The organism is Maricaulis sp., assembly GCF_034670125.1.
Classification (GTDB): Bacteria; Pseudomonadota; Alphaproteobacteria; order Caulobacterales; family Maricaulaceae; genus Maricaulis.
In genome coordinates this window covers 200,980-222,975 of sequence record NZ_JAXMOC010000004.1, presented here as the reverse complement: position 1 = coordinate 222,975, position 21,996 = coordinate 200,980, and the positions used below count along the sequence as shown (strand labels likewise).

General features: G+C 63.1%; 27 protein-coding genes. 11 read left to right on the top strand and 16 right to left on the bottom strand.

What is annotated here, in order from left to right:
• The first annotated feature begins 22 nt into the window (after positions 1–22).
• Positions 23–436: a hypothetical protein gene (locus VOI18_RS09725; protein ID WP_323762211.1), complete on the top strand. Its 414-nt coding sequence runs from the start codon at positions 23–25 to the stop codon at positions 434–436.
• Positions 437–674: 238 nt separating this feature from the next.
• On the opposite strand, the gene VOI18_RS09720 is transcribed toward VOI18_RS09725, so the two are convergent.
• The 3 genes from VOI18_RS09720 to VOI18_RS09710 form a co-directional block, all read right to left on the bottom strand.
• Positions 675–1,436 carry a hypothetical protein gene (locus VOI18_RS09720; protein WP_323762210.1) on the bottom strand — a complete coding sequence of 254 codons (762 nt, stop codon included), beginning with the start codon at positions 1,434–1,436 and terminating at the stop codon, positions 675–677.
• 60 nt (positions 1,437–1,496) lie between these two features.
• Positions 1,497–2,405 carry a hypothetical protein gene (locus VOI18_RS09715; RefSeq protein ID WP_323762209.1) on the bottom strand — a complete coding sequence of 303 codons (909 nt, stop codon included), beginning with the start codon at positions 2,403–2,405 and terminating at the stop codon, positions 1,497–1,499.
• A 160-nt stretch (positions 2,406–2,565) separates the two neighbouring features.
• Positions 2,566–3,075: a response regulator gene (locus tag VOI18_RS09710; RefSeq protein WP_323762208.1), complete on the bottom strand. Its 510-nt coding sequence runs from the start codon at positions 3,073–3,075 to the stop codon at positions 2,566–2,568.
• Positions 3,076–3,279: 204 nt separating this feature from the next.
• On the opposite strand from VOI18_RS09710, the gene VOI18_RS09705 reads away from it, so the two are divergent.
• Both VOI18_RS09705 and VOI18_RS09700 read left to right on the top strand, forming a co-directional pair.
• A complete protein-coding gene (locus tag VOI18_RS09705; RefSeq protein ID WP_323762207.1) occupies positions 3,280–3,672 on the top strand; it encodes a DUF3775 domain-containing protein in 393 nt (130 codons plus the stop codon).
• A gap of 96 nt (positions 3,673–3,768) precedes the next feature.
• Positions 3,769–4,347 (top strand): lipocalin family protein, encoded by a 579-nt coding sequence (locus VOI18_RS09700; RefSeq protein ID WP_323762206.1) that lies wholly within the window; start codon positions 3,769–3,771, stop codon positions 4,345–4,347.
• Here VOI18_RS09700 and VOI18_RS09695 read toward each other — a convergent pair whose 3' ends face one another.
• Together VOI18_RS09695 and VOI18_RS09690 are read right to left on the bottom strand one after the other, a co-directional pair.
• Positions 4,348–4,797 (bottom strand): response regulator, encoded by a 450-nt coding sequence (locus VOI18_RS09695; RefSeq protein WP_323762205.1) that lies wholly within the window; start codon positions 4,795–4,797, stop codon positions 4,348–4,350.
• 3 nt (positions 4,798–4,800) lie between these two features.
• Positions 4,801–5,259, bottom strand: coding sequence for a response regulator (locus VOI18_RS09690; protein ID WP_323762204.1), 459 nt, complete (start codon positions 5,257–5,259; stop codon positions 4,801–4,803).
• 148 nt (positions 5,260–5,407) lie between these two features.
• Here VOI18_RS09690 and uvrB point away from each other — a divergent pair, with 148 nt between their 5' ends.
• The gene (gene uvrB, locus VOI18_RS09685) at positions 5,408–7,573 is read left to right on the top strand and encodes an excinuclease ABC subunit UvrB (protein WP_323762203.1); all 2,166 of its coding nucleotides are present in this window, start codon (positions 5,408–5,410) and stop codon (positions 7,571–7,573) included.
• Positions 7,574–7,720: 147 nt separating this feature from the next.
• On the opposite strand, the gene VOI18_RS09680 is transcribed toward uvrB, so the two are convergent.
• The 4 genes from VOI18_RS09680 to VOI18_RS09665 all read right to left on the bottom strand — a co-directional run bounded on the left by VOI18_RS09680 (position 7,721) and on the right by VOI18_RS09665 (position 11,795).
• Positions 7,721–8,515, bottom strand: coding sequence for a hypothetical protein (locus VOI18_RS09680; RefSeq protein ID WP_323762202.1), 795 nt, complete (start codon positions 8,513–8,515; stop codon positions 7,721–7,723).
• On the bottom strand, positions 8,516–9,604 hold the full coding sequence (locus VOI18_RS09675) for a type I restriction endonuclease (protein ID WP_323762201.1): 1,089 nt from the start codon (positions 9,602–9,604) through the stop codon (positions 8,516–8,518).
• A gap of 1,104 nt (positions 9,605–10,708) precedes the next feature.
• Positions 10,709–11,260 (bottom strand): hypothetical protein, encoded by a 552-nt coding sequence (locus VOI18_RS09670; protein WP_323762200.1) that lies wholly within the window; start codon positions 11,258–11,260, stop codon positions 10,709–10,711.
• Between the two features lie 148 nt (positions 11,261–11,408).
• On the bottom strand, positions 11,409–11,795 hold the full coding sequence (locus VOI18_RS09665; RefSeq protein ID WP_323762199.1) for a hypothetical protein: 387 nt from the start codon (positions 11,793–11,795) through the stop codon (positions 11,409–11,411).
• A gap of 164 nt (positions 11,796–11,959) precedes the next feature.
• Here VOI18_RS09665 and VOI18_RS09660 point away from each other — a divergent pair, with 164 nt between their 5' ends.
• Positions 11,960–12,415, top strand: coding sequence for a YeeE/YedE family protein (locus tag VOI18_RS09660; RefSeq protein WP_323762198.1), 456 nt, complete (start codon positions 11,960–11,962; stop codon positions 12,413–12,415).
• Positions 12,412–12,840 carry a DUF6691 family protein gene (locus VOI18_RS09655; protein ID WP_323762197.1) on the top strand — a complete coding sequence of 143 codons (429 nt, stop codon included), beginning with the start codon at positions 12,412–12,414 and terminating at the stop codon, positions 12,838–12,840. The genes VOI18_RS09660 and VOI18_RS09655 overlap by 4 nt, the downstream gene beginning before the upstream one ends.
• Here the strand turns inward: VOI18_RS09655 and VOI18_RS09650 are convergent.
• Positions 12,837–13,805 carry a hypothetical protein gene (locus VOI18_RS09650; protein WP_323762196.1) on the bottom strand — a complete coding sequence of 323 codons (969 nt, stop codon included), beginning with the start codon at positions 13,803–13,805 and terminating at the stop codon, positions 12,837–12,839. The genes VOI18_RS09655 and VOI18_RS09650 overlap by 4 nt on opposite strands.
• Before the next feature lie 231 nt (positions 13,806–14,036).
• On the opposite strand from VOI18_RS09650, the gene VOI18_RS09645 reads away from it, so the two are divergent.
• From VOI18_RS09645 to VOI18_RS09630, 4 genes are all read left to right on the top strand, one after another.
• Positions 14,037–14,966 carry a ParA family protein gene (locus VOI18_RS09645; protein WP_323762195.1) on the top strand — a complete coding sequence of 310 codons (930 nt, stop codon included), beginning with the start codon at positions 14,037–14,039 and terminating at the stop codon, positions 14,964–14,966.
• 20 nt (positions 14,967–14,986) lie between these two features.
• A complete protein-coding gene (locus tag VOI18_RS09640; RefSeq protein ID WP_323762194.1) occupies positions 14,987–15,490 on the top strand; it encodes a hypothetical protein in 504 nt (167 codons plus the stop codon).
• 54 nt (positions 15,491–15,544) lie between these two features.
• A complete protein-coding gene (locus VOI18_RS09635; RefSeq protein WP_323762193.1) occupies positions 15,545–16,327 on the top strand; it encodes a class I SAM-dependent methyltransferase in 783 nt (260 codons plus the stop codon).
• A gap of 116 nt (positions 16,328–16,443) precedes the next feature.
• Positions 16,444–16,842 (top strand): hypothetical protein, encoded by a 399-nt coding sequence (locus tag VOI18_RS09630; protein WP_323762192.1) that lies wholly within the window; start codon positions 16,444–16,446, stop codon positions 16,840–16,842.
• Between the two features lie 22 nt (positions 16,843–16,864).
• On the opposite strand, the gene VOI18_RS09625 is transcribed toward VOI18_RS09630, so the two are convergent.
• From VOI18_RS09625 to VOI18_RS09600, 6 genes are all read right to left on the bottom strand, one after another.
• Positions 16,865–17,500 carry an LON peptidase substrate-binding domain-containing protein gene (locus tag VOI18_RS09625; protein WP_323762191.1) on the bottom strand — a complete coding sequence of 212 codons (636 nt, stop codon included), beginning with the start codon at positions 17,498–17,500 and terminating at the stop codon, positions 16,865–16,867.
• Between the two features lie 104 nt (positions 17,501–17,604).
• Positions 17,605–18,120, bottom strand: coding sequence for a DUF1993 domain-containing protein (locus tag VOI18_RS09620; protein ID WP_323762190.1), 516 nt, complete (start codon positions 18,118–18,120; stop codon positions 17,605–17,607).
• A 177-nt stretch (positions 18,121–18,297) separates the two neighbouring features.
• Positions 18,298–18,687, bottom strand: coding sequence for a curli-like amyloid fiber formation chaperone CsgH (gene csgH, locus VOI18_RS09615; RefSeq protein WP_323762189.1), 390 nt, complete (start codon positions 18,685–18,687; stop codon positions 18,298–18,300).
• Between the two features lie 71 nt (positions 18,688–18,758).
• Positions 18,759–19,271 (bottom strand): curlin-associated protein, encoded by a 513-nt coding sequence (locus VOI18_RS09610; RefSeq protein WP_323762188.1) that lies wholly within the window; start codon positions 19,269–19,271, stop codon positions 18,759–18,761.
• A 215-nt stretch (positions 19,272–19,486) separates the two neighbouring features.
• On the bottom strand, positions 19,487–20,155 hold the full coding sequence (locus VOI18_RS09605; RefSeq protein WP_323762187.1) for a hypothetical protein: 669 nt from the start codon (positions 20,153–20,155) through the stop codon (positions 19,487–19,489).
• Between the two features lie 109 nt (positions 20,156–20,264).
• A complete protein-coding gene (locus VOI18_RS09600) occupies positions 20,265–21,158 on the bottom strand; it encodes a hypothetical protein (RefSeq protein ID WP_323762186.1) in 894 nt (297 codons plus the stop codon).
• A gap of 192 nt (positions 21,159–21,350) precedes the next feature.
• Between VOI18_RS09600 and VOI18_RS09595 the strand changes: the two genes are divergently transcribed.
• Entirely contained in the window at positions 21,351–21,977 is a 627-nt protein-coding gene (locus VOI18_RS09595; RefSeq protein ID WP_323762185.1) for a glutathione S-transferase family protein, read from the top strand.
• Positions 21,978–21,996: the final 19 nt, after the last annotated feature.

Genomic DNA, 21,996 nt, shown 5'->3' with positions numbered 1-21,996 from the left:
CCGCAATCGGGGAGAGTTGCCCATGTTGTCAATATTTGCCCTGGCCGCCACGCTGATGTCGACACCCCTCACCCAGGTTGACGCTCAGACACTCGCGCCGGACACGCTCAAGCCTGTAAAAATCAAACGCCTGCAGGGAGAATTTGCGCGCAGCCTCGCCGTCGAGATCCGGGTCGCCTCGCCCAGCCCTGTGATCCTCACCTCAGCCGAACTGACCGGTGGCAACTGGGACGAGCGCCCACTGCAGGGGTCAGACCTCAACCCCGGCCAGATCGTGACCTATACCAATGGAAATGACGATCCGCATGACGCGCTGGGCGGCACGATGACTTTTTCGGTGGCGTGTGGCGACAGGGTCTCGATCGCGTTCGAATGGGCCGAAGGCAGTCCGCCCATTTGCACGGCGGCCACGCAGATCTTCAATCCATTTCCGTGACTGCCGAGCTGATAGACATGGAGGCCGACACGTCCACCTGCCGGGTTACCATATCCCCGTGGTAGGCCGATAAACGCGCGCCGCGACACGGCTGACAGCGGTCGCGCCCGGATCTGGCCAGACCAGGACGGCCCGCCTGCGCGCGCCGGAACGTCCTCCAACGCACAGCAAAACGCCCGGCCCTCAAGAGAGAGCCGGGCGTCTGACCAGGCTGACCCGATCAAGCTTGTGTTCCGCCTTAAAAAGGTTCGCACACATCGTCGATGAGGATGCCATCACACACCGGAGCGGGCTCCGGGGTCGCCGCCTCGGTGATGATCTGGCGGATCGTGTCATTCACCAGCTGACGGGCCTGCGCCGCCGTGCTGTCGGCGAGCTGCGGGGCGGTGATTGTGGGAATATTCAGGGCGGCCGGCGGTGTGACCTGCGGCAGGCCTCCGGTAACGGACGGCGCCTGGGCGCCAAAGGCGGAGATCTGCGCCGGTGTCAGGGCCGGTGACTGAGCCTGAGACTGCCCTCCGGATCCAAAGTTTTCGTCCGCAGAACAACGACCCATGTAGGTCCAAACCATCATGGCGGTATTCAGCCACGGAGGGTTACCGGTGGCGCGGGCGTTTTCGGCGCCGGCCCGTATAAACACGAAGGCTTTTTCGACAGCGTCACGGTTCGCGTTCGGGCTACTCGCCATGTAAGCGTCAGCGGAGCTCGCCGAAAGGTTTCCCATGATGTGCGATACGATGACGGCATACGATACCGGCCCCACAGCGGTAACAATGTTGCCGTTTTCGCGCTTCAGTGAAGAGATTCCACTGGCAGCGCGAATCCTGACGTTACCGGTGTTGCTGTTTATCACACTATTGCCCGACACTCCCAAGGCCGCGTACCCCGTCGTACACGCCGCTCCATTGGGATTATCAGGGACGGTCTGGCAGCCGGTCACAGCCAATAGCACGCCGGCCAAAAGCGTCTTGGCCGTGGCGAGTTTCAAATTGCGTTTCATCTGTATCTCCTTCGCCGCGCGCCCGGACGTCTCTCCGACCGGCGCTGCAGCCCCTTGTCTCTAGAAATTCATGCTCACACCGACGCTGACGACACTCTGGTCGTAGTCGGCGGCGGGCAGGTTGGAGGTGGCAGCGAGGTCGGACACCGAGGCGCTCAGGGTGAGCCCGTCGGCGAAGCTGCGGCTGACCGACAGGGCCAGGCGGGTATGCTCGTCCTCGCGGGCCATGCCGATCACCGGGTTGATGGCGTCATAATCACGCTCGGCATAGCTGCCGCTCAGCGACACCAGCAGCGGCTGGGCCAGCACCAGGACGGGCTGCGACAGCGAGGCGGTCAGCGTGCGACTGTCATGATCGAGCTCGACCGCTACCGCGTCTTCCTCAGCTGCGGAAACGCCGATCTGCAGCGTGGTCGCGCCGAACTGGCGCTGCGCCGTCAGGCCGAATGTGTCAGTCTGCGCGTCGCGGAAGGCAAAGCCGCCCTCCAGCTCTGTTTCGCTGTGGCTGTAGCGTCCCACCAGCACCGAGCCCAACGGGCCTGGCGCGCCGAGAAAGGCGCTGCTGCTGGACACTTGCAGGAAGGACGAACCGTCCAGATCATACCAGGCTTGCGCGTGGCTGACGCCCAGCGTCGCGATGCCGACCCGGTGGGTATAGACCGCTGCAGCGCTCTGCAGCTCATTGTCGCGGCTGCCCTGCGCGTCATAGCGGGTCGAGGTCCAGCCATAGGACAGCGACAGGCGCCCGTTCTGCCCGAACGTCCGCTCGAAGCCGGCCCCGGCATTGATGGCAAAACTGTTATCGCCATCGGCGGTCACGCCGCCGCCTTGCAGGAAGGCGATATTGCTGACGCTGGAATACCGCGTGCCGACATTGAAGGACAGCTCACCGCCGGCCACTTCATAGGCCTGAGCAGGCACACTAACGATGGCGACCAAGGCGGCGCCTGCACTCAAAATCTTGTACATGAAATCCCCAGGAGAATGATGGCCGCTTATTGCCGAGGAATATTCAGGTGTCGACTTCGAACCAGCCGCATATCTATATTCCGAAAAACTGTGCCCTTCACACAACAGCACGGTCTTTCGACGTCCGATTGTCGGGGATGAAAGCCCCGCCTGAGCGGCCTCAGCTGGCGGCTGAATTCTCGTCGTCGCCTTCGCGGCGCCACGGGCCCGCGAAACGCGGGTCCTGGCGGCGGCGACGGTCGGGGCCGAAATAGGTGGGCGCCTTGATGAAGCGGCGCGGCCGTTCGATCAGGGCGGTAATGCGGTGGAACAGGTCGACCGGACGAACCGGTTTGGCCAGGTACTCATTGACCCCGGCATTGATCGCCTCGATCACCTTGGAACGGTCGGTGTGACCGGTGACCATGACGATGGGCAGGTATTTGTTGGCACTGTCCGAGGCGGTGCGCACCAGCCGCGTGAATTCCAGCCCGTTCAGGTCGCCCAGCATGTAGTCGACCAGGGCAAAATCCGGATTGACGTCACGCATGGTCTCGAAGGCGTCGGCCGCGTCGCGCACTTCCACGATCGTGCGCACCCCGAACCCCTGCAGGATCGTGCGCAGGATGGTCGACATGTGCGCATTGTCCTCAACGATGAGAACACGGATGCGGTCGAAACTGCCGGACATGAATTCTCGCAATCGCGAAAGGGAATCAACGGACAGGGCGATTGTGCACCGCTCGCCTTAACCAAGTCTTGACCGTGCTGGAGTGCGGCGGTGACAGTCTGCCGCACGCCGTTGTCCGGATCGACAGGTCACAGACAGGCTACAATGTGCTAGCCTCTTCGACGTTGCGTTGCGTTCAATCCGACAGCTTGAAGAGGCATGGTCATGAACATCGCAGAGAAAATGGTGCGCACCCTGATCGACCGGGCCCGCGCCTATGACAGCAAAGAACAGATCGACGATTTCGAGCGGGATGCCGACAGCGGTGAAACCGACGCCGTCGACAGCCTGCTGACCGGCGACACCGACCCGATTCGCACCGAAATAGAGGACTGGCTGGGCTCGCTCGACGAGGAAGCCCAGGCCGAACTGGTGGCACTGTACTGGATCGGTCGCGGTGATTTTGAAGGGCCCGACTTTCCGCGCGCCGTCCGCGAAGCCCGCAGCCGCCGCACCGGACCGACCGAGGACTATCTGCTTGGCGCACCGATGCTGGGCGATTACCTCGAACTGGGTCTGGATGCCGTGATCGAGGCCGACGTCTACGACGACGCGTGATGCCCCTTGGCGGCTGACACCGACTCGCGGTCATCCGTCTTGACCGTGGCGAGGGTCGGCCCATGTCCTGTCGGACACGTGTGAACCGGAGTCCCCATGCGCCCCTTCCTGCCCGGCCTCGCGGCCCTCACTGCCCTGCTGACCCTGTCCGCCTGCTCCTCGCCACCGCCTGACCGGCTTGCGGGCGACACCCCACCCGCCACCATCGGAGCCGTGGAGCTGGATCGCTATCTGGGCCGCTGGTTTGAAATCGCCCGGGCCGATCATGGGTTTGAACGCGGATGCGATGGTGTCATCGCGGAATATGAACGCCGTCCCGACGGCTTGATCCGGGTGCTCAATTCCTGCTGGAAAGACGGGTTGGACGGTCCGGCCGATGTCGCCGAGGGCCGTGCCCGGATCGCCGACCCGGACAGCAATGCCAAACTGGAGGTGAGCTTTTTCGGTCCGTTCTTCGGGGATTACTGGATCATCGATCTCGCAGATGACTATAGCTGGGCCATCGTGTCCGAGGCGCAGGGCCGGTATCTGTGGATCCTGGCCCGAGAGCCGCAACCGGGCGATGCCTTTATCAACGCGCGCCTGGCCTCGCTGCAAGCCCGCGGATTTGATACCGAGGGGCTGATTTTCCCGGAGCAGTGGCCGGACTCAACGGCCGTGCCACGGGCTGACTGATCAGGCCTTCCAGGACACTTCCGTGCTGCGCGCCTGACGGTCGAGCTTGTCCTGACGCTTGTCGATCGCCGCACGAATGCGCAGCCCGAGACGGTCCGGCATCACCGGCTTGACCAGATAGTCATCGACGCCGGCCTTGCTGGCCGCCTCCACGATCCGGGCTTCGTCATGCGCGGTCAGCAGGACAATCGGCACAGCCTTGTTGATCAAACCGTCATCACCGCGAATGCGCCAGGCGATCGAGACGCCGTCATCACTCTGCAATTCAAAATCGAGCAGAACCGCATCGAATTTGCGCCGTTTGAGATGGTGCCAGGCGGTTTCGCCGTCTGCCGCCTCGCACACGGCCTCGCACCCCAATCGCTCCAGCAGTTTCACCACCAGGCTACGGATCGAGGTGACATCCTCGACCACCAGGATGGTGAGTCCGGCGAGCGTTTCATTCGGCATCAATCAGCTCCGGCTTGCGCCCGCACTACCCAGGAGCGAGGCGGCAGGCAATACTGTCGGGGCCGGGAGGCAGCCGGCAAGTCCCGCGAGCAGGGTTTGCGGATTGACCGGCTTGGGCAGGACGGCAGCAAAACCCGCAGCCGCGGCGCCGCGCGCCAGGTGGGCAAAACCGTCCGCCGCGAGCAGGAATAGCGGCAGGTCCGGCGCGGCTCCGGTACCCGGAGCACGCAGGCGCCGCGCCAGGTCGAGGCCGGTCGCGAGGCCGAGATCATAATCGATCAGCGCGAAATCCGGTCGGCAGGTATGGGTCAGCACCAGCGCCTCGTCTCCATCAGCGGCTTCAAAGACGCGGGCGAAACCGAGTCCGTTGAGCAAGGTGCGAATGACGGCGCGGACCGGGCGGCTGTCATCGACGAGCAGCACGGTGAGACGGTCTGGCGAAGGCGGTAGCGGGGCGATCATCGTCATCTCCTGCCCTGACAATAGACACAAGCGGTTGAACACCGGCCTAACAGCAGCTCATACGGTATGAGCCCTCCTGACAGCACGGTGGCAGGGAGGTCGCAGTGCGGCACTGGCCCTCGCCCGCGCGCCGTCACATATTCCCCCCATGGCCAAGCTGACCCTCGACGACACCCTCACTGCCCCGGAAGACTTCGTGCTCGACACGCTGACCAGCGTGTCGACGGCGGATCAATGGACGCCGCACCGCCCGGACCGGCCGGAAAAGTCCGAGGGCGGGCAGCGCTTCCAGTGCGTGTCAGAGTATTCCCCCAAGGGCGACCAGCCGCAGGCGATCGAGGAACTCGTCGCCGGGCTGAAGGATGAGGAGCGCGACCAGGTCTTGCTTGGCGCCACCGGTACCGGCAAGACTTTCACCATGGCCAAGATCATCGAGGCGGTGCAGCGCCCGGCCTTGATCCTGGCGCCCAACAAAACCCTCGCCGCCCAGCTCTATGGCGAGTTCAAGAGCTTCTTCCCAAACAACGCCGTCGAGTATTTCGTCTCCTATTACGACTACTACATGCCCGAGGCCTATGTGCCGCGCACCGACACGTACATCGAGAAAGAATCCTCGATCAACGAGGCGATCGACCGGATGCGCCACGCCGCGACGCGCTCCATCCTCGAGCGCGATGACGTGATCATCGTCGCCTCGGTGTCGTGCATTTACGGCATCGGCTCGGTCGAGACCTATACGGCGATGACCTTCGAGCTGAAGCCCGGCGACATCGCCGACCCGCGCGCCATCACGCGCCAGCTGGTCGACCTGCAATACACCCGCAATGACGCCGCCTTCATCCGCGGCACCTTCCGCATTCGCGGCGATAATCTGGAAGTCTTCCCGGCCCACTATGATGACCGCGCCTGGCGGATCGGCTTTTTCGGCGATGAGGTCGAGCAAATCACCGAGTTCGATCCCTTGACCGGCAAGACCATGACCGAGCTCAAATCGGTCAAATTCTACGCCAATTCGCACTACGTCACGCCGCGGCCGACGCTCAATCAGGCGGTGGTCAAGATCAAGGCCGAGCTGAAGGAACGCCTCGCCTGGATGGAGGCCAATGGCCAGCTGCTGGAAGCCCAGCGCCTGCAACAGCGCACCGAATTCGATCTGGAAATGCTCGGCGCCACGGGTTCGTGCGCCGGCATCGAGAACTATTCCCGCTATCTGACCGGCCGCAAGCCGGGCGAGCCGCCGCCCACACTGTTCGAGTACATCCCGGAAGACGCCCTCGTCTTCGCCGATGAGAGCCATGTCTCGATCCCGCAGCTGGGCGCCATGTACAAGGGCGATTTCAGCCGCAAGAAGACGCTGACCGATCACGGTTTCCGCCTGCCGAGCTGTCTCGACAACCGCCCGCTCAAATTCGAGGAATGGGACGCCATGCGGCCCCAGACCATCTCGGTCTCGGCAACGCCGGGCCAGTGGGAGCTGAACCAGACCGGCGGCGTGTTCACCGAACAGGTCATCCGCCCGACCGGCCTGATTGACCCGCCGGTCGAGATCCGCCCGGTCTCCACAGATGGCGCCAGCCAGGTCGATGACGTCATCGACGAGGCCCGCGCCACCGCCGAAAAGGGTTTGCGCACCCTGGTCACCACGCTGACCAAGCGCATGGCCGAGGACCTGACCGAATACATGCACGAGCAGGGCCTGAAGGTCCGCTACATGCATTCCGACGTCGACACGGTCGAACGCATCGAACTGATCCGCGATCTCCGCCTCGGTGTCTATGACGTGCTGATCGGCATCAACCTGTTGCGCGAGGGCCTCGACATCCCCGAATGCGGCCTCGTCGCCATTCTCGACGCCGACAAGGAAGGCTTCCTCAGATCAGAAACCAGCCTGGTCCAGACCATCGGCCGCGCCGCCCGCAACGCCGACAGCAAGGTCATCCTCTATGCCGACCGCATCACCGGCTCGATGCAACGCGCCATGGACGAAACCAACCGCCGCCGCACCAAACAGATCGCCCACAACGAAGAACACGGCATCACCCCGACGACGATCACCAGAGGGATCAGCGACATCCTGGAAGAAGTGATGGAGTCCCAAGCCAAGGGTCGCGGCGTGGCGGCCAAGGGCCGCAAGAAGGGCGATGGCCGGCCGAAGGGCCTGCGCGAGGCCGATCAAGCGGCATTTGTGGCGGGGGATAATGTGGTCGCGGTGATTGCGGACCTGGAGAAGCGGATGCGCGAAGCGGCGGCGGATCTGGAGTTTGAGGAAGCGGCGCGGCTGCGGGATGAGGTTTTGAAGTTAAGGGGGGAGTGAGGGGGCCACAAGTCTCGTCTAATTCAAAGTCGTCGGAAAATGGCACCTGTAGCACATCTGCGCGAATCTTATCCGCAAGCCATCAACCCAATACAAATAACCCATCCTTGTTGCCATTATAAAAATGTTCTGGGCCTCACATGACAACTACATTAACATTTCGTCTATCTCGCTACATTGTAGTATTCTTATGTATCTTATTTTGCCGTCACCTCCCAATATTTGGTTGAACTTAATAATCACATCCCGATTCTGCTTCCTCAATATGTACTGCCGGTGACTCCACATTAGGAATTCAATGCTAGACTCCGTAATTGCATCATCCATCTTGAATGTCACGTTGCGACCGATGTGCGGCAAGAACACCCGGCCTGAACGGTCAATCCCGCTGATATTTGAGACCCTTGCCACGGCTGAAACAGGCATAGGATCAAATCGAGTTGCGCCTAAGAAGGACTTCGAACGCTCATCAAACGTCACCAAGTCATCGTCGCCTGACTTCAGCCGAATTCGCTCAACTCCGAAACCGATTGCCTTGTGCGCCTGCCGCAATGGCGACTCGATTGATTCAACCGCAGATTCTAGCGTCCCTGGCGCAATTTTATCTAAAGGCCCCAACTCTTCGTCGTTATCAGTTCCAATACCCCTATTAAAAAGGTATCGGATACCGACCCTAACCGCGTCCGCGGTAAGGTTAGCTGCTGCACCAGCACCAATTGCAATTAGGAACGGAACCTCGAGACTTCCTTTCTGTGGTGCGGAAATAGACAGTTGAAAATTCTCGGAGTAGGGACCTTTAAATCGAGCTTTTCCAAACTCCATTAGAAAAAATGCCCTGTTCAACGCGTTAGAAGTTCCGATAAGAGCATCACCAGCTTCTTTCGCCGGCACTAAATGATCATCAGCGTCGCCGCCTTGGAAGCTAAGCCCCAACCGCAGCATCTAATTGCCTCCCATCGCATCTGAGTAATGCGCCACGACGTTCTTGATCCGCGCTTGGTGTTGGTAAAGATCACCCGGCCCCCCGACGTGAACCCTCTCTTCGTTCTTCTCTGCATCGAAAAAGCTGATCGACTTGGTTTTCCCTTCAAGGAACAATCGGCAGATTGGTTTGCGGTTATTGTCGCCGAACAGAACTGCGCAATAGGCTTTCGCATCGCGAATTGTGATATTGGACGGACTCGTCACCTCCGCGGCTATGGCTTGTATGATAAAGAACGCTTGCCATTCCTCGTCGGTGGTTTGAACCCCGCCTTTTGCCGGAACTAGCGCTGCGCTCGCCAGCTCGTCCTGCTCGTCCTGTTCGTCCCCATCGTCATCGCCGAGCGCAACTTCAAGCCGTTGGCGGACACGCTGCCGAATGATGTCATCAAAAGCGCGGCGAATATTAGGCTTCAGGGCCTCGACCACTTTTGCGGTCAGATTGCCTTCATAGAAGCTCCGCCCAACCAGCTTCACAAACTCATCGTCGGGACTCTGTATCTGCTCTGTAATATAGGCTCCCGCCAGTCGGGAATACTTCAGGCCCGCTGCGGTTTCTTGGACCAGGTCGATATTGAAGGCTGACTTGGAGAATTTCTCTAATTCACGAAGGTCGCCGTCGTCATAGGCTTCAAGAGAGAATTTAAAGAAGGGTCGCTCATCCATCTTGTTGGGCGCATCGATGTCCGTGAAAAACCAGTAGTCGGCCCCATTTGTCAGGATCGCGATCCGTACCTCAGTCACACCAAAATACCGATACAGCTGGTTATACTGAACTGAACCCAAGTTCGCATTCAAAGGCTTGGCTTCCACAATGAACTCGATCTTGCCATTGATCGCAACGGCATAGTCAACCTTCTCTCCTCGCCTAATACCAACATCTGCCGTGTATTCGGGTATGACTTCAGTCGTATCGAAAACGTCGAACCCTAATTCCTTGAGAAAAGGAAGGATCACGGCCTGTTTGGTAGCCTCCTCTGATATGTCGGCTTGCGACTTTGCTTTGGCCAATCTATCGGCCAGCCCTGACACAGAATCCTTGAAGCTCATACCGCCCTCTCCTTCAGAATTTAAGAACCCTAGAATCAAAATTTCTTTTCAGCAACTTAAACGATAGAGCCGGTGCGAGAGGGGAGTAAACTGCAAAATAGGACACCCTGAGGAAACCGTTGACACGCACCATTTTCCTCGGCATCTCCTCGCTTTGCTCGGCCCTTCGACCCGGTGCTTTTCACCGGGCCACTTCCCCCGCAAGCGGGGACAGAACGTCACTCTGGCTCCCAACACTCCGTCATCCCACGGGGACCGCGCAGCGGGCATCCGGGGGACCTCGGCTCGCCGGGTGGTCATCCGGGCGCGCTGGCGGAGGCAAGACGACCGGCAGGGTGGCTGGGGTCCCCCGGATCGCGGCTTTGCCGCGACCGTGGGATGACGGTGGGAGGTGGGGCAGTGGGTCCTCGCCCTTGATGGGCGAGGTGGATCGCCCGTCAGGGCGAGACGGAGTGGGTGATCGGCGGTCAGTGACAGAACGCTGCGCGTTTCACCCCTTCCGACCCGGCGCTCCGCGCCGGCCCACCTTCCCCATCGAGGGGAAGGACCGGGTGGTGGCATTCCCGCTCCTCGGTTCACACCCTCAATCTCCGTCATCCCACGGGGACCGCGCAGCGGGCATCCGGGGGACCTCGGCTGTCCGGGTGGTCATCCGGGCGCGCTGACGGAGGCAAGACGACCGGCTGGGTGGATGGGGTCCCCCGGATCGCGGCGATGCCGCGACCGGGGGATGACGGTGGGAGGTGGGGCAGTGGGTCCTCGCCCTTGATGGGCGAGGTGGCTGGGCGCGTCAGCGGCCAGACGGAGTGGGTGATGGGCGGTTGGTGACGGAACGCTCACGCGTTTCACCCCTTCCGCCCCTTCGGGGCACCTTCCCATCAAGGGGAAGGACCTGGTGGCGGCATTCCCGCTCCTCGCTTCACCCCCTCAATCTCCGTCATCCCACGGGGACCGCGCAGCGGGCATCCGGGGGACCTCGGCTCGCCGGGTGGTCATCAGGGCGCGCTGGCGGAGGCAAGACGACCGGCAGGGTGGATGCGGTCCCCCGGATCGCGGCTTTGCCGCGACCGAGGGATGACGGTGGTTTGATCGTGGGGAAGGACCCTAGCCCGGGAACAGCCACACCCCGATTTCGCGGACATCCTTGCCGTCGCGCACCAGGCAGTTCGCGCTTTCCAGGCCCTGGATGTAGCAGGCCATGTCGCGACCCTCGTCGCGCAGGGCGTTGATGTCGGCGTCGGTCAGGCCGTCAGCCGGGTAGAAGGGGAATTCGGCGTCCTCGCCGGGGATGTGGGTGGTGTTGTCGAGGTCGGTGAAGGCGGCGAGCCAATAGTCGAGGCGGGTCGGCATGTCGCCCTCGGCGGGCGAGGCGAGGAGCATGACTTCGTCAGTGGGGTATTGGCGCTGGAAGCGGACCTCGCCATCACTGGCGACCAGGGTGAGCGTGGCGCGGACGCGGCCATCCTCGCCGCAGATCGTGACCGCTTCGGCGACCAGCCCGCTGTCGGGATCGCCGCCCCAATGGGCCATGGCGACATGGTCGCAATCGTCCGACGCGGCGGGTGGACTGCCTTTCTGGAAAGCGGCGGCCGGTGCCGCGAGCAAGGCAAGCGCGGTGAGGCTGGTGGCGGTCAACTGGCTGAGCGTGATCGTCATGGTGATTCCCCCGATTGTTGCCGATGAGACTAGCGCGGCGAAGATGAGCGGAAAATGACCGAACCGCCTGAACGGGGCCAGACTGCGCCTTGCGCCATCTTCCCGGGTCCGGGGACGGACCTTTGCGCCCGCTGCGAACGGGTATGGCTCAGCCCCGAGACCGGGGCGCCCCATCAAGCAGCCAGGACGTCGCCGCATTTTCGCGATGGAAAACACGCATTCGGCCTCCCTCGATGAAAGCCTGGGTCTGGGCGAGCAACGGGTTGGGGTCGGCCGCATCATCCGGCACAATCAGCGCCACCGGGATATCGGGCCCGACTATGTGGAAAAAGGCCTGCATGATGGCCAGCACCTCGTCCGGGGAGGCGATAACGGCGGCGTCGCGCATATCCGCAACCAGCTTCAGACTGGCATGGCGGCTGCGATAGTCGGCAATTTCGCGATGCGATTGCAGGCCGTCCTCCGGCGTGATGTCGCCACTGGCCTTGGAGAATAAAATGCCCGTAGTCGTGTCAAACCGGTGCGTTATCGGCATTTCGCAAAGCGCCCCTACCTCTGTCTGGTCTTGTAACGCTATCACTTACCCCGCCTATCCGCCATCCCGACATGCTGCGTCCGGCACAGGCTTGCGGTTACTGTTTCACAACGCCCCGACGCCTTGATGTAAGGTGTCCTGACCTGAGCTGATCGGAGGTTCACATGGAAAATTTCACACCGGTATCGGCGCTGATCGGCGGCACGTTGATCGGGCTGTCGGCCGTCTTGTTGATGGCATTGAACGGGCGCGTTGCCGGGATTAGCGGGCTGTTGGGCACGGCCTTGTTCGGGGCGCCGGGAGACCGGGCCTGGCGGATCTGCTTTCTCGGCGGGATGATTGCGGCTCCCTTGATCATGCTGCTCATTCCGGGAGAGGCCAGGCCCTCCCTGGCAGTCGACATCACGGCCAGCTGGCCGCTTCTGATCCTCGGCGGCTTGTTGGTCGGGTTCGGCACCAGGCTGGGCTCCGGCTGTACCAGCGGGCACGGCGTGTGCGGCCTGTCGCGCCTGTCGGCCCGGTCGCTGATCTCAGTGCTGGTCTTCATGGCGGTCGGCATGGTCACGGTGACGCTGATGCGCGGCAGCCTCGCCGGCCTGATCGCAGGAGGGGCAACATGATGCGCAATCTCGCCGCCGGGCTGGCCGGCCTCATTTTCGGGCTGGGCCTGGTCATCGCGCAGATGACGAACCCGGCCAAAGTGCTCGCATTTCTCGACATCTTCGGCGCCTGGGACCCGTCCCTCGCGCTGGTCATGGGCAGCGCCCTCGCCGTCACCGCGATCGGCTACCGCCTCGCCTGGCGTCGCCGCGGGCCGGTTCTGGGCGGTGACTTCGCCCTACCCACGGCCAGCCAGATCGATGTCCGGCTAGCCGCAGGCGCGGTGATGTTTGGCGCTGGCTGGGGGCTGGTCGGCCTTTGCCCGGGCCCGGCCCTGACCGTGCTGACCATTGGCGGTCCGCCGGTCTGGATTTTTGGCACTGCCATGCTGGCGGGCATGGTCGCCTTCCGCTTCCTGCCTGCCCCAACTGGAAAATCGGCCTAGCTGCTGGCAGCCGACGTCGTCGCGACCGAACTGCCGGCGATAACGGCGGCCATCATGGCGGCCTGGGCGGCGATGACAGCGGTCAGGGCAGAGAGGCTGCCGGCCGGCGGGGCGGGTCGGTCGGCGACCAGCACCTGCTGGGCCAGGCGGGTGCGGGCATTGCCGGCACCGCGGCACTGGCGCGGCAAGGCTTCGCGGATATCGGCCAAGGCGGGAATATCGGCGGCGGTCAGGCCTTCGCAGGACCAGGCGACCAGCATAGACTTGTCGTGATCGTGGCGCAGCTTTCGCTCGGCCCGGACAGCCTCGCGCAAGGCGCCGAAGCCGGCCACCACCTGATGCGGGCTGGTGCCCATCAGGGCGCACAGACGGGCGCCTTCACGCTTGTGCCCCTTGAGCACGCGATCGGCGGCAAAGACCGCCTCGGCCTGGTCGCGACGGGCGACCACTTCGCTCGGGCTCGCCCCTTCGGCGGCATGCGCGGCGGCAAACATGTCGGTCACCGACATGTCACGGCGATACCAGGGCGGCTTGATCGCTTCCTTGATGGCGTAAAAGCGCGCGATAAGCGTTTCGGTGTTCTCATCCGACAGCGACAGGACCAGGGCCGCCCGTGAGCCGCCCGCATAGAGCGAGCCGGTGCCAGACGGTTTGGCGGTCGCCTTCAACGCGTTGCGAATGGCGAAATAGCGATGCGGGTCAATCGACTGGGCCGCCATCATCGCCGCATAGATCCAGCGCAGCGTGCCACTGGGAGCGCGCCAGCCACCAGACTCTTCCTTCAGGATCCGAAAGATCTCGCGGGTTCGGGTGGTCAAGGCGCGGACATTGACGGTGCCGTCCCCTGCCGGTGCGCGCACCAGCGCAGAGGCGGCAAACGGGCGGGCGCTGCTGTCCGGCTTTGGCCGGGCACGCTCAAGCGCCTCGAACAGGGCGATATAGCGGTTCAGCGCGGTCTCGGTCATGTCACAGCCTCCATTGCCAGCGTCCAGTCTAGCATGACCGCGCCATCGGGACGGGCGGGACTGGTTGATGAGCCGTCCCCCATGCCGGGTGCCGCCGCGGGCGGACCGGGACAATTCACCGAAATTTCGACTCAAATCCCCCAACCGTACTTAGACCTCGGGCAAGACATGCCTGCTTTCATGACCGCACTGGAGGTCGCCCGGGTGCGGCCGGACGGGAGAGGTCACGTCATGACAGGCAAGGCTCAGGTGGTAGTATTCGCGTCGCAAAAGGGCGGGTCGGGCAAGACAACCGTGTCCGCCCACATGGCGGTCCAGGCCGAACTGTGCGGCGCCGGACCCGTCGCCCTGGTCGACACCGACCCGCAGGGCTCGATGGCCAAGTGGTGGAATGCCCGGGCCAGCAGCGTGCCGGCCTTCGCCCGTATCTCGGTGCCGGATCTGGGTCGCGACATCAAGCTGCTGGAAGCGGCCGGCTACCGCCTGATCATCATCGACACACCACCGGCGGTGACCTCGACGATTGCCGAGGTGATCACCCATGCCGATCTGGTTGTCCTGCCAACCCGGCCCAGCCCGCATGATTTGCGCGCTGTCGGGCCGACAGTCGATATCGTGCAGATGCAGGACAAGCCGCTGGTCTTCGTCATCAATTCCGCCACGGCCCGGGCCCGGATCACCGGCGAGACCGCGGTCGCCCTGTCCCAACACGGTACCGTCGCACCGGTCACCCTGCATCACCGGGTCGACTTTGCCGCCTCGATGATTGATGGCCGCACGGTCGGCGAGGTCTCCGAAACCAGCCGGTCCGCCGCCGAGGTTGCCAATCTCTGGGCCTATCTGGATGACCGCTTGATGCGGATGCGGGCGGATGGCTCGCGGGACCTGTTGGACCGCCCGCCGCGCTCGACCTTCGAGGCTGATATCCTGTCGCCGGCAACCGCTGGCATGTCCGGCCAGGAGGTCGAGGACGACGCGGACGCTTTGGAAAGCCAACCTGGCTATGCGCTCGCTGCCAGTCCCCAGCCGCGCCCCGACTTGTCCGCCAATTCCAACTGGGACGGCGCTGAACGGCGCCAGGCCGACGCCGGGCCACCGCCGGGAAAAACCGATCGCCGCCGTGTGCCCCACCAACCCTTCGGTCGCCGCTATACCGCCTGACCCCAACGGAGGACACCGCCATGAGCGCCAAATATGCGAGCCTTCACGCCGGTCTTCTGGCCCGCAAGGGAGAGGCCAGCCCGGCCCTGCCCGAGCCAGCCGGTTCGCTCTCCCACGCCGACCGTCCACACCGCCGCGATGCAGATCTGCCGCGTTCCGGGGACGGCCTGGTCGCGCCCAAATCCGGTTCGCCCAGTCCGCGGTCGAGCTTGAAAACGGGTCCCCAAAAGCCGGGCCAACCGGCTATGGACACACCCGCTCCCGCTTCGCCGCAGGGCGGGTGTTGCAGCGGGGCGGCGGCCCCCAATTCGCCGCCCCCGCTGCCCGGTCCCGACGCGCCCCTCGTATTCCGGGCCAGCGTGAGGCTGACGGCGGAGCAGAAACGCCGGCTGGGAACGGTGTCCGTACAGATGAGCTGGTCCCAGCAACGCATTCTCGCCCTCGCCCTGGACGAATGGCTGGACCGGTTGTGCACATCGGAGATGAAGGATTGCGCCTGCCTGAAGGCCCGCAAGGCCGACTGAACGGCTTGCCGGACCTGCGTCGGGGGGTTATCGCCCCTGTTGCAGGAGGCTTTCATGGATGTGCATGACCATAACCGCGACGCTTGGAACGCAGAGAGCGACAGTGGAACAAGCGAGTGGTGCCAACCCGTTGACGCGGCCACCATCGACGCGGCCCGTTCGGGCGACTGGTCGGTCATCCTGACCCCGAACAAGGCGGTACCACGTGACTGGTTCGGCGACATCGCCGGCGCCCGCGTGTTGTGCCTCGCCAGTGCCGGCGGCCAGCAGGCGCCCATCCTCGCTGCAGCCGGAGCCGAAGTAACCAGCGTCGACCTGTCACCGGCCCAACTCGCCAAGGATGCCGAAGTCGCAGCCCGCGAACATTTATCGCTGACAACGGTCGAAGCCGACATGACGGATTTCTCGGGCGCGGTCGACCGAGGCTATGACCTGGTCTTTCATGCCACCTCGAATGTCTTCGCCAGCCGGCTCGAGCCGGTCTGGCGCAATTGCGCGGCCGTGCTCAGAGCCGACGGACGATTGTTGTCAGGCTTCATGAATCCCGACTTTTTCCTGTTCGATCACGACGATGTGGACGCCGGGGGGCCGTTGACCGTGCGCTACAGATTGCCCTTCGAAGCCGTGCGCGACCTGCCGGCGAAATTGCGTGATGCCCGCATCAACAACCGAGATGCGCTGGAGTACTCGCACAGCCTGCAGGAGCAGATCGGCGGACAGATTGATGCCGGCTTTTCCATAGGGGGTTTTTACGAAGACCGGTGGTCGCCGGACGCGACCCGCCTTGATCCGTACATGCCGACCAGCTTTGCGACGCTCGCCCGAAAGACCGGATAGCTACCCGAATTTGCATCGCCGCTTTGAGCGGGAATTGCCCGGAATTGGCCAAACGGCCTTATTCTTGGCATGATTGTCGCGATAACCGCCCCTTCTGCGAAACCAAGGGAGAGCGTGTGGCCCAGGCCTATTCCATGGAAGGCTTTGAAATCCGTATCGATGGCCATGTGCTGGAGATGCGGACCGAGGGGACCCGCACGTCAGACATGGGCCGCGATCCGGGGCGCTCTTTCCAGTCCTTCATGGCCAATTCGGATATCGGCGGCATCCTGTTCGACGTCCGCGGGGCACAGTATGAGTTCACCGATTTCGAGTGGGACGAACGCGCCCGGCTGCTGGCAAGGCTTTGTCATCATGTCCCGACCGCCATCGTATGTCGCCCGGACCAGACCAGCCAGACCACCCGGATCATCGAGCAAATTGAAACCCGCGGCGGCCTCGCCCTGGCCTGTCGCTCGCGCCAGGCTGCACGGGTATGGCTCGACGCCATCCTCACGCCAAACGTCAAGGACTGAGCGGGTAGTCCCAACCCGGCGACTAGTGCACGGATCCGCCCGGGCGACCGCCTGTTCCCACTTCAAGCAGAGCCTGCATCAATTGCAGCCGCTCCGCCGGGTCCCGGGCTTCCAGCAGGGCTTGCCGATCAGCCGACGGAAACGGCGCGGACATTGACAGCTGATCGACCAGTTTCGCGAGTGGCGCAGCTTGCAGGCTGCACCAGTCCGCCGTGAGTTGCTCAGCTTCGAACCAGGCCTCGAGCTGTTGCAGGAACTGGGTTCGATCGCCCTCAAGGGCAGCCCGAGGCTGGCGGTCTACGGCATAGGGCGTGTAGTCGACCTTCGCCATCCGGTAAGGTGTTTGACGGTCCAGCTCGGCGGCCAGCTGAAAGCGCGACACACCGACCAGGCTGATCAGATAACGGCCATCATCGGTTTCCTGCATCTGCTTGAGTCGCCCGGCCGTTCCCGTACCAGCCAGTTCCGGCCGCTCCGGATCGCCGCCCGACCGCGACTGGATGATGCCAAGATACCGGCTCCCCCTGCGCACATCATCAAGCATGTTCAGATAGCGGGGCTCGAACACATTCAGCGGCAGGATCTCGCCAGGCAGCAATATGGCACCCTGCAAGGGAAAAAGCGGCAGCTCTTCAGGAAGGTCGGTTGTCTGGCTCATGCTTTGGAAGTAGGGCCGGGCTGACGCCTTGCCAAGGCCGGGTCCGGTCGGACATGCGGCTCGGCGCTGTCCGGCCGGCTTGTGATCATCCGCGACCGGGCCGGCTAGCGGTTGCCCATCCCCATCATGTCGGCCTTGCCCACCGGCGCGCCGAGCTGACGCACGATGTTGTAGACCGTGGAAGCGTGAAACAGCGCGTTGGTCAAAACGAAATTCTGGAGATAGGCCTGACGCGGCAGTGTCATTTCCCGGTCCCGTCCGGCCGGGAAGGTAATGTCGGCGCCCGGATCGGCGTCAATGGCGGCTGCATCCAGCGCCCAGACCGCTTCGCGGGCCTTGGCGATGCGGGCCCGCAGCGCCGCAAAACTGGTTTCATCGTCGGCCATCGAGACCGGGTCGACGCCGGCAAGCCGGGACATGCCGCGCACCGTGAAGTCAGAAACCAGCTGCACCTGGCGGGCCAGCGGGAACATATCGGGTGCGAGACGCCAGTTCAGCCAGATGTCGTCCTCCACATCCTTGCTGCGTGCATGGGCCTCGCCCTTGGCGAGGATCATGTCGAGTGCGCGATAGAGCTGGTCCAGCTGGGTGCGGGCCACGGATGACAGGGTCAGGCTCATTTTGGTGTCTCCCCATTGATTGGTGAGGCTCAGATGGGGAGTGCCCCGGGCGGGGGCAAGACGTTGACCGCCGACTCGTACAGCCGGAGCTGGAAACAAGCGAACCGGGAACCGCAGGGCGGTGTCCCGGTCTCACTGGTTTCACCTGCCCGGCCAGGCCGAACAGCCGATCGCCTGTCAGGCACTCTGCCCCCAACGGCAAAGCAGCTCGCCTTGCGGGCTCCAGGTGGAGAGCCGGGCATTGAAATCGGTCTCCATGTCCAGGGTTATGTCAGACAGGATGACAGCCGCGTCACCGCGCCCGCCAATCTCGCCGGCCTGGTAGATGTCGAACGAGCCACCGCCCGTACGCTGGGTGATGATCATGTCCCAGCTGGCACCGGCATCCGGCGCGCTCCACGCGGTCACAACCAGACCGTCAACGGTCTCGGTGAGGTCTATCCCGCAGGCCGGACCGGACCCGAGTTGGGCGATCCTTGCTTCGGACGGAGCTTCGTCAACCTCAACGGCGAACCAGATACTGGCAAATGCCGCCAGAGAACTCAGGGAAATCAACTTCATACCCATGTCAGCCTCCTTGGCTGGGGGCGGCCCGGTCGGCGCAGCGGCGTGGTGCCGCTGCGCCAGGCGGGGTCGTCCTAGTGGTCGCCCTGGATGATCAGGGTCACGTTGCCAGAACCGGACTGGCGAAGGTTGGCGGAATTGCCGTTACCGACCTGGATCACACCAGCGGCGTTGTTGTTGCCATACTGGTTGGTCACCGCGGTGTTGTTGCGGCCCATCTGGGACACGCCAACAATGTTGCGATTGCCGGTCTGGATGTTCGACGCGTAATTGTTGCGGCCCTGCTGGCCGACCACTGCGTCGTTGTTGCGGCCATACTGGTCGACATGAGCCTCATTGTAGCGACCGTTCTGGCCGACCGTGGTGCCGTTGCGGGCACCGTCCTGGATGACGGTGACATACTGGCGCTCACCGCGCTGGTTGATCACCATGCTCTGGCGATATCCCGACTGGCGGCCGGCGATGTCGTTCTGATAGCCCTGCTGGGCAACCGAGACGCGATTGCGCGACTGGGCTTCTGCGGCACCGACCGTGCCGAGGATGGAAACTGCCGCGAGGGCGCTGGCGATGAGAAAGCGGGTCTTCATGTGACTACTCCGTTTGTGGTGGCCGACGCCCGATGCATCGAAGCCTGACTCTGGTTTAACGAGGCGGTGATGAGCGAATGCTGAGAGGGGTATTCATTGTCGGAACAGGTAGATGAATGGTCCGGTCGGTTTTGTTCATGTTGCCGGACCTCCCAAGAAAAAGGCCCGCCGCTGCAAGCAGGGCGGGCCAGTCGAGGGGCAGAAAAAAGTCCGTGTCAGTCGTAGGAACACTGGGCTGGCCGAGCGGCACGAAGGCGGGCGCACTGGGCAGCAGTCAGGCGTCTGCCCCCGGCCGGCGCGGCTGCGCGATTCGCGTTCGACGCTGCGTTTCGTGCCTGCGCCTGTTCGGCCGGCGTCGGACCGGAAACGGCGATACGGTTGCGGTTCTGGCGAACGACCGGCCGGCTGAAGGTGAACAGGCTCATCGGATAGACATCCACCTGCTGCGTCGAGCAGGTCAGCCGGCCGGCCTGGTCATAGACTTGAAGCGAGCCCAGCAACATGGCGTCCTGGCCGAGTTCGGCATCACGGATCTCGTCCATGCCGCGATATCCTCCCGGAACGACATATCCGAGGGCGAAATTGTTACGTGCGAGCGCCGTGTCACGAACACCATCGCTGCTGAAACGCCCGCTGAGGGCCAGGTTGAGATCGCTCGTCGGGATCGCCTGGTAGAGGCGGAACACATAGGATCCGTTCAGGGCGACATCGGCCTTTGGAACGGCCATGCCGGCGGAATTGGAAAGATAGACCTGGATACCACAATCGCGACCTGGCTGAAGGTCAATCCCGTTGCGGTTCTGCGCCTGCGCGGCGACCGGCAGGGCGGTCGCCATGGCGGCGCCCAGGGCGAGCATGCTGGCAAAGGCTTTGAGGCGGATCATGTGCGGCTCCCTTCCGGATGAATTTCCGTTGTGGAGCTGACACTAGCGCGGCGACGATGAGGCTTGCCTGAGTGGCCGGTTCAGATGCGGTTCATTCCGGCGGACCGCGTCAACGCGCGACAGCCGCCCGTGCCGCCTGCCCGGCCTCGACGACCTGTGGCAACAGGATCGCCGCCTCGACCGTATTGCCAACGCCCAGATAATTGACCTGACCGAAGCCCATCGACTTGGCCAACTTGATCCCCTTGCCGCGATAGCCGGCCCGGGACGGGTCTGCCATTTCAGCCGTGTCCGCGTCGATCCCGTCGCCGTCATCCTGGATGATGAAGGACAGGATCCGGCCACCGCGCTGGAAGCGCAGACGGACCCGCCGGTTTTCAAACTCTGCCTCGGCCATGCGCTTGGCGAGTTTTCGGGTCCAATTGCCCTCGGCCAATCCCTTGGCTTTCTCGGTTGCATCAAAGCCCAGATTGCCGTGTTCGATCGCGTTGGCGAGCAGGACATAAAGTCCGACCGCTGTTGCACAGGGCCTTGGCGTTGCCCGCGCCAGCAGGATGGCGACATCGCTGGCTTGTTCCCGGGTCTGGATCGAAAACTCGCCGGTTTCGAGTGATTGTGTGGCGCCCAGACCGATGCCGGCGTCGGCCGGTATCAACATCTCGTTGGCACGATAGCGACTCAGCGCCTCGATCGCATTGGCGACTGTCCCGGCATCCGCATCATGATCGAGGAATATATCGGCACCGGCGCGGCGTGTTCGGGCGGTCACCAGCAAGGAACGCTGCCGGGGCGCAGCATTGGTCCGTGCTTCGGCGATCCGGCTCGCATGGGCATCATCGGCAACGATGATCGCAACCGGACCCTCTTGGTCCATGGTCGGGCCCAAATAGACGGTCATGCCCAAGCCCTTGGCCAGCGCGCGCGACAAAATCCGCGTACGGTTGCTGTCGGCCATGCACAGCCAAAGTCGGTCAGGGGTGTTGCCGGATTGCGCGATCGCCATGCGGTCTCCACGGGAACTCAAGAAAAGCACTCGGTCAGAACACGCAGACTAGAAACAACACATTAACAATGAATTTGGCGAGGCCAAGCGTGATGCAGCGCGATCACTCCTGCCACAAGGCTGTCAGGAGCCCTGGCGTAGAACATTCACCGAACAGGCCGCGCTGGGCGGCCTGCCTTGCGGAGCCCCGCCATGTACACGCTCTATTTCCATCCCTACTCACAGCATTCGCGCCGGGTTGTCGCGCTGCTGGACGCCTGTCGCCTGCCCTATCAGCCACGCCTGGTGGCGCTGGAAAAGGGCGAGCACATGTCTGATGCCTACCTCGCTATCAACCCCAATCATCAGGTTCCGACGCTCATCGATGGCGACCTGGTTCTCCACGAATCCACTGCCATCCTGCGATATCTGTGCAATCGCCACCGGCTCGACGATTGGTACCCGACGGAGCTGGCGCATCGCGCCATAGTCGATCAATGGACGGACTGGGGCCAGTCACGCATGGCACCGGCTGTAGCGGACATAGTTTTCAACTCGGTATTTGCCCCACCCGCCGATCGCGACCTGGACGCGATCGAGCGCGGCAAGACCGTGATGACCGAGCTGGTTCCGCTGATAGATTCGGTGCTCGCGGATGCTAACTGGATCGCCGGCACACCCGGGCCAAGCATCGCCGACCTGGTCTTGGGCTCGAACATCACTCAGCTCGGCCTCGCAGGCTGGCGCCCGACCGGTGGCCGCATCAAGGCCTGGTATGCCCGGCTGTGCGAGTTGAAGGCGTTCGCTGACGCTCTGCCGGCCGAACTGGACGCGGTGTAAGGAATAAAGGTCGAACGAA

What these genes read in the sequence shown, in the direction of transcription:
- VOI18_RS09655 (WP_323762197.1), top strand. Translation starts at nt 12,412, where the DNA reads ATGATGCGCAATCTCGCCGCCGGGCTGGCCGGCCTCATTTTCGGGCTG.
- VOI18_RS09720 (WP_323762210.1), bottom strand. Translation starts at nt 1,436, where the DNA reads ATGAAACGCAATTTGAAACTCGCCACGGCCAAGACGCTTTTGGCCGGC.
- VOI18_RS09650 (WP_323762196.1), bottom strand. Translation starts at nt 13,805, where the DNA reads ATGACCGAGACCGCGCTGAACCGCTATATCGCCCTGTTCGAGGCGCTT.
- VOI18_RS09710 (WP_323762208.1), bottom strand. Translation starts at nt 3,075, where the DNA reads ATGTCCGGCAGTTTCGACCGCATCCGTGTTCTCATCGTTGAGGACAAT.
- VOI18_RS09715 (WP_323762209.1), bottom strand. Translation starts at nt 2,405, where the DNA reads ATGTACAAGATTTTGAGTGCAGGCGCCGCCTTGGTCGCCATCGTTAGT.
- VOI18_RS09595 (WP_323762185.1), top strand. Translation starts at nt 21,351, where the DNA reads ATGTACACGCTCTATTTCCATCCCTACTCACAGCATTCGCGCCGGGTT.
- csgH (WP_323762189.1), bottom strand. Translation starts at nt 18,687, where the DNA reads ATGGGTATGAAGTTGATTTCCCTGAGTTCTCTGGCGGCATTTGCCAGT.
- VOI18_RS09605 (WP_323762187.1), bottom strand. Translation starts at nt 20,155, where the DNA reads ATGATCCGCCTCAAAGCCTTTGCCAGCATGCTCGCCCTGGGCGCCGCC.
- VOI18_RS09725 (WP_323762211.1), top strand. Translation starts at nt 23, where the DNA reads ATGTTGTCAATATTTGCCCTGGCCGCCACGCTGATGTCGACACCCCTC.
- VOI18_RS09680 (WP_323762202.1), bottom strand. Translation starts at nt 8,515, where the DNA reads ATGCTGCGGTTGGGGCTTAGCTTCCAAGGCGGCGACGCTGATGATCAT.
- VOI18_RS09645 (WP_323762195.1), top strand. Translation starts at nt 14,037, where the DNA reads ATGACAGGCAAGGCTCAGGTGGTAGTATTCGCGTCGCAAAAGGGCGGG.
- VOI18_RS09625 (WP_323762191.1), bottom strand. Translation starts at nt 17,500, where the DNA reads ATGAGCCAGACAACCGACCTTCCTGAAGAGCTGCCGCTTTTTCCCTTG.
- VOI18_RS09695 (WP_323762205.1), bottom strand. Translation starts at nt 4,797, where the DNA reads ATGCCGAATGAAACGCTCGCCGGACTCACCATCCTGGTGGTCGAGGAT.
- VOI18_RS09705 (WP_323762207.1), top strand. Translation starts at nt 3,280, where the DNA reads ATGAACATCGCAGAGAAAATGGTGCGCACCCTGATCGACCGGGCCCGC.
- VOI18_RS09700 (WP_323762206.1), top strand. Translation starts at nt 3,769, where the DNA reads ATGCGCCCCTTCCTGCCCGGCCTCGCGGCCCTCACTGCCCTGCTGACC.
- VOI18_RS09600 (WP_323762186.1), bottom strand. Translation starts at nt 21,158, where the DNA reads ATGGCGATCGCGCAATCCGGCAACACCCCTGACCGACTTTGGCTGTGC.
- VOI18_RS09635 (WP_323762193.1), top strand. Translation starts at nt 15,545, where the DNA reads ATGGATGTGCATGACCATAACCGCGACGCTTGGAACGCAGAGAGCGAC.
- VOI18_RS09690 (WP_323762204.1), bottom strand. Translation starts at nt 5,259, where the DNA reads ATGATCGCCCCGCTACCGCCTTCGCCAGACCGTCTCACCGTGCTGCTC.
- VOI18_RS09665 (WP_323762199.1), bottom strand. Translation starts at nt 11,795, where the DNA reads ATGCCGATAACGCACCGGTTTGACACGACTACGGGCATTTTATTCTCC.
- VOI18_RS09675 (WP_323762201.1), bottom strand. Translation starts at nt 9,604, where the DNA reads ATGAGCTTCAAGGATTCTGTGTCAGGGCTGGCCGATAGATTGGCCAAA.
- VOI18_RS09610 (WP_323762188.1), bottom strand. Translation starts at nt 19,271, where the DNA reads ATGAAGACCCGCTTTCTCATCGCCAGCGCCCTCGCGGCAGTTTCCATC.
- VOI18_RS09620 (WP_323762190.1), bottom strand. Translation starts at nt 18,120, where the DNA reads ATGAGCCTGACCCTGTCATCCGTGGCCCGCACCCAGCTGGACCAGCTC.
- uvrB (WP_323762203.1), top strand. Translation starts at nt 5,408, where the DNA reads ATGGCCAAGCTGACCCTCGACGACACCCTCACTGCCCCGGAAGACTTC.
- VOI18_RS09640 (WP_323762194.1), top strand. Translation starts at nt 14,987, where the DNA reads ATGAGCGCCAAATATGCGAGCCTTCACGCCGGTCTTCTGGCCCGCAAG.
- VOI18_RS09660 (WP_323762198.1), top strand. Translation starts at nt 11,960, where the DNA reads ATGGAAAATTTCACACCGGTATCGGCGCTGATCGGCGGCACGTTGATC.
- VOI18_RS09670 (WP_323762200.1), bottom strand. Translation starts at nt 11,260, where the DNA reads ATGACGATCACGCTCAGCCAGTTGACCGCCACCAGCCTCACCGCGCTT.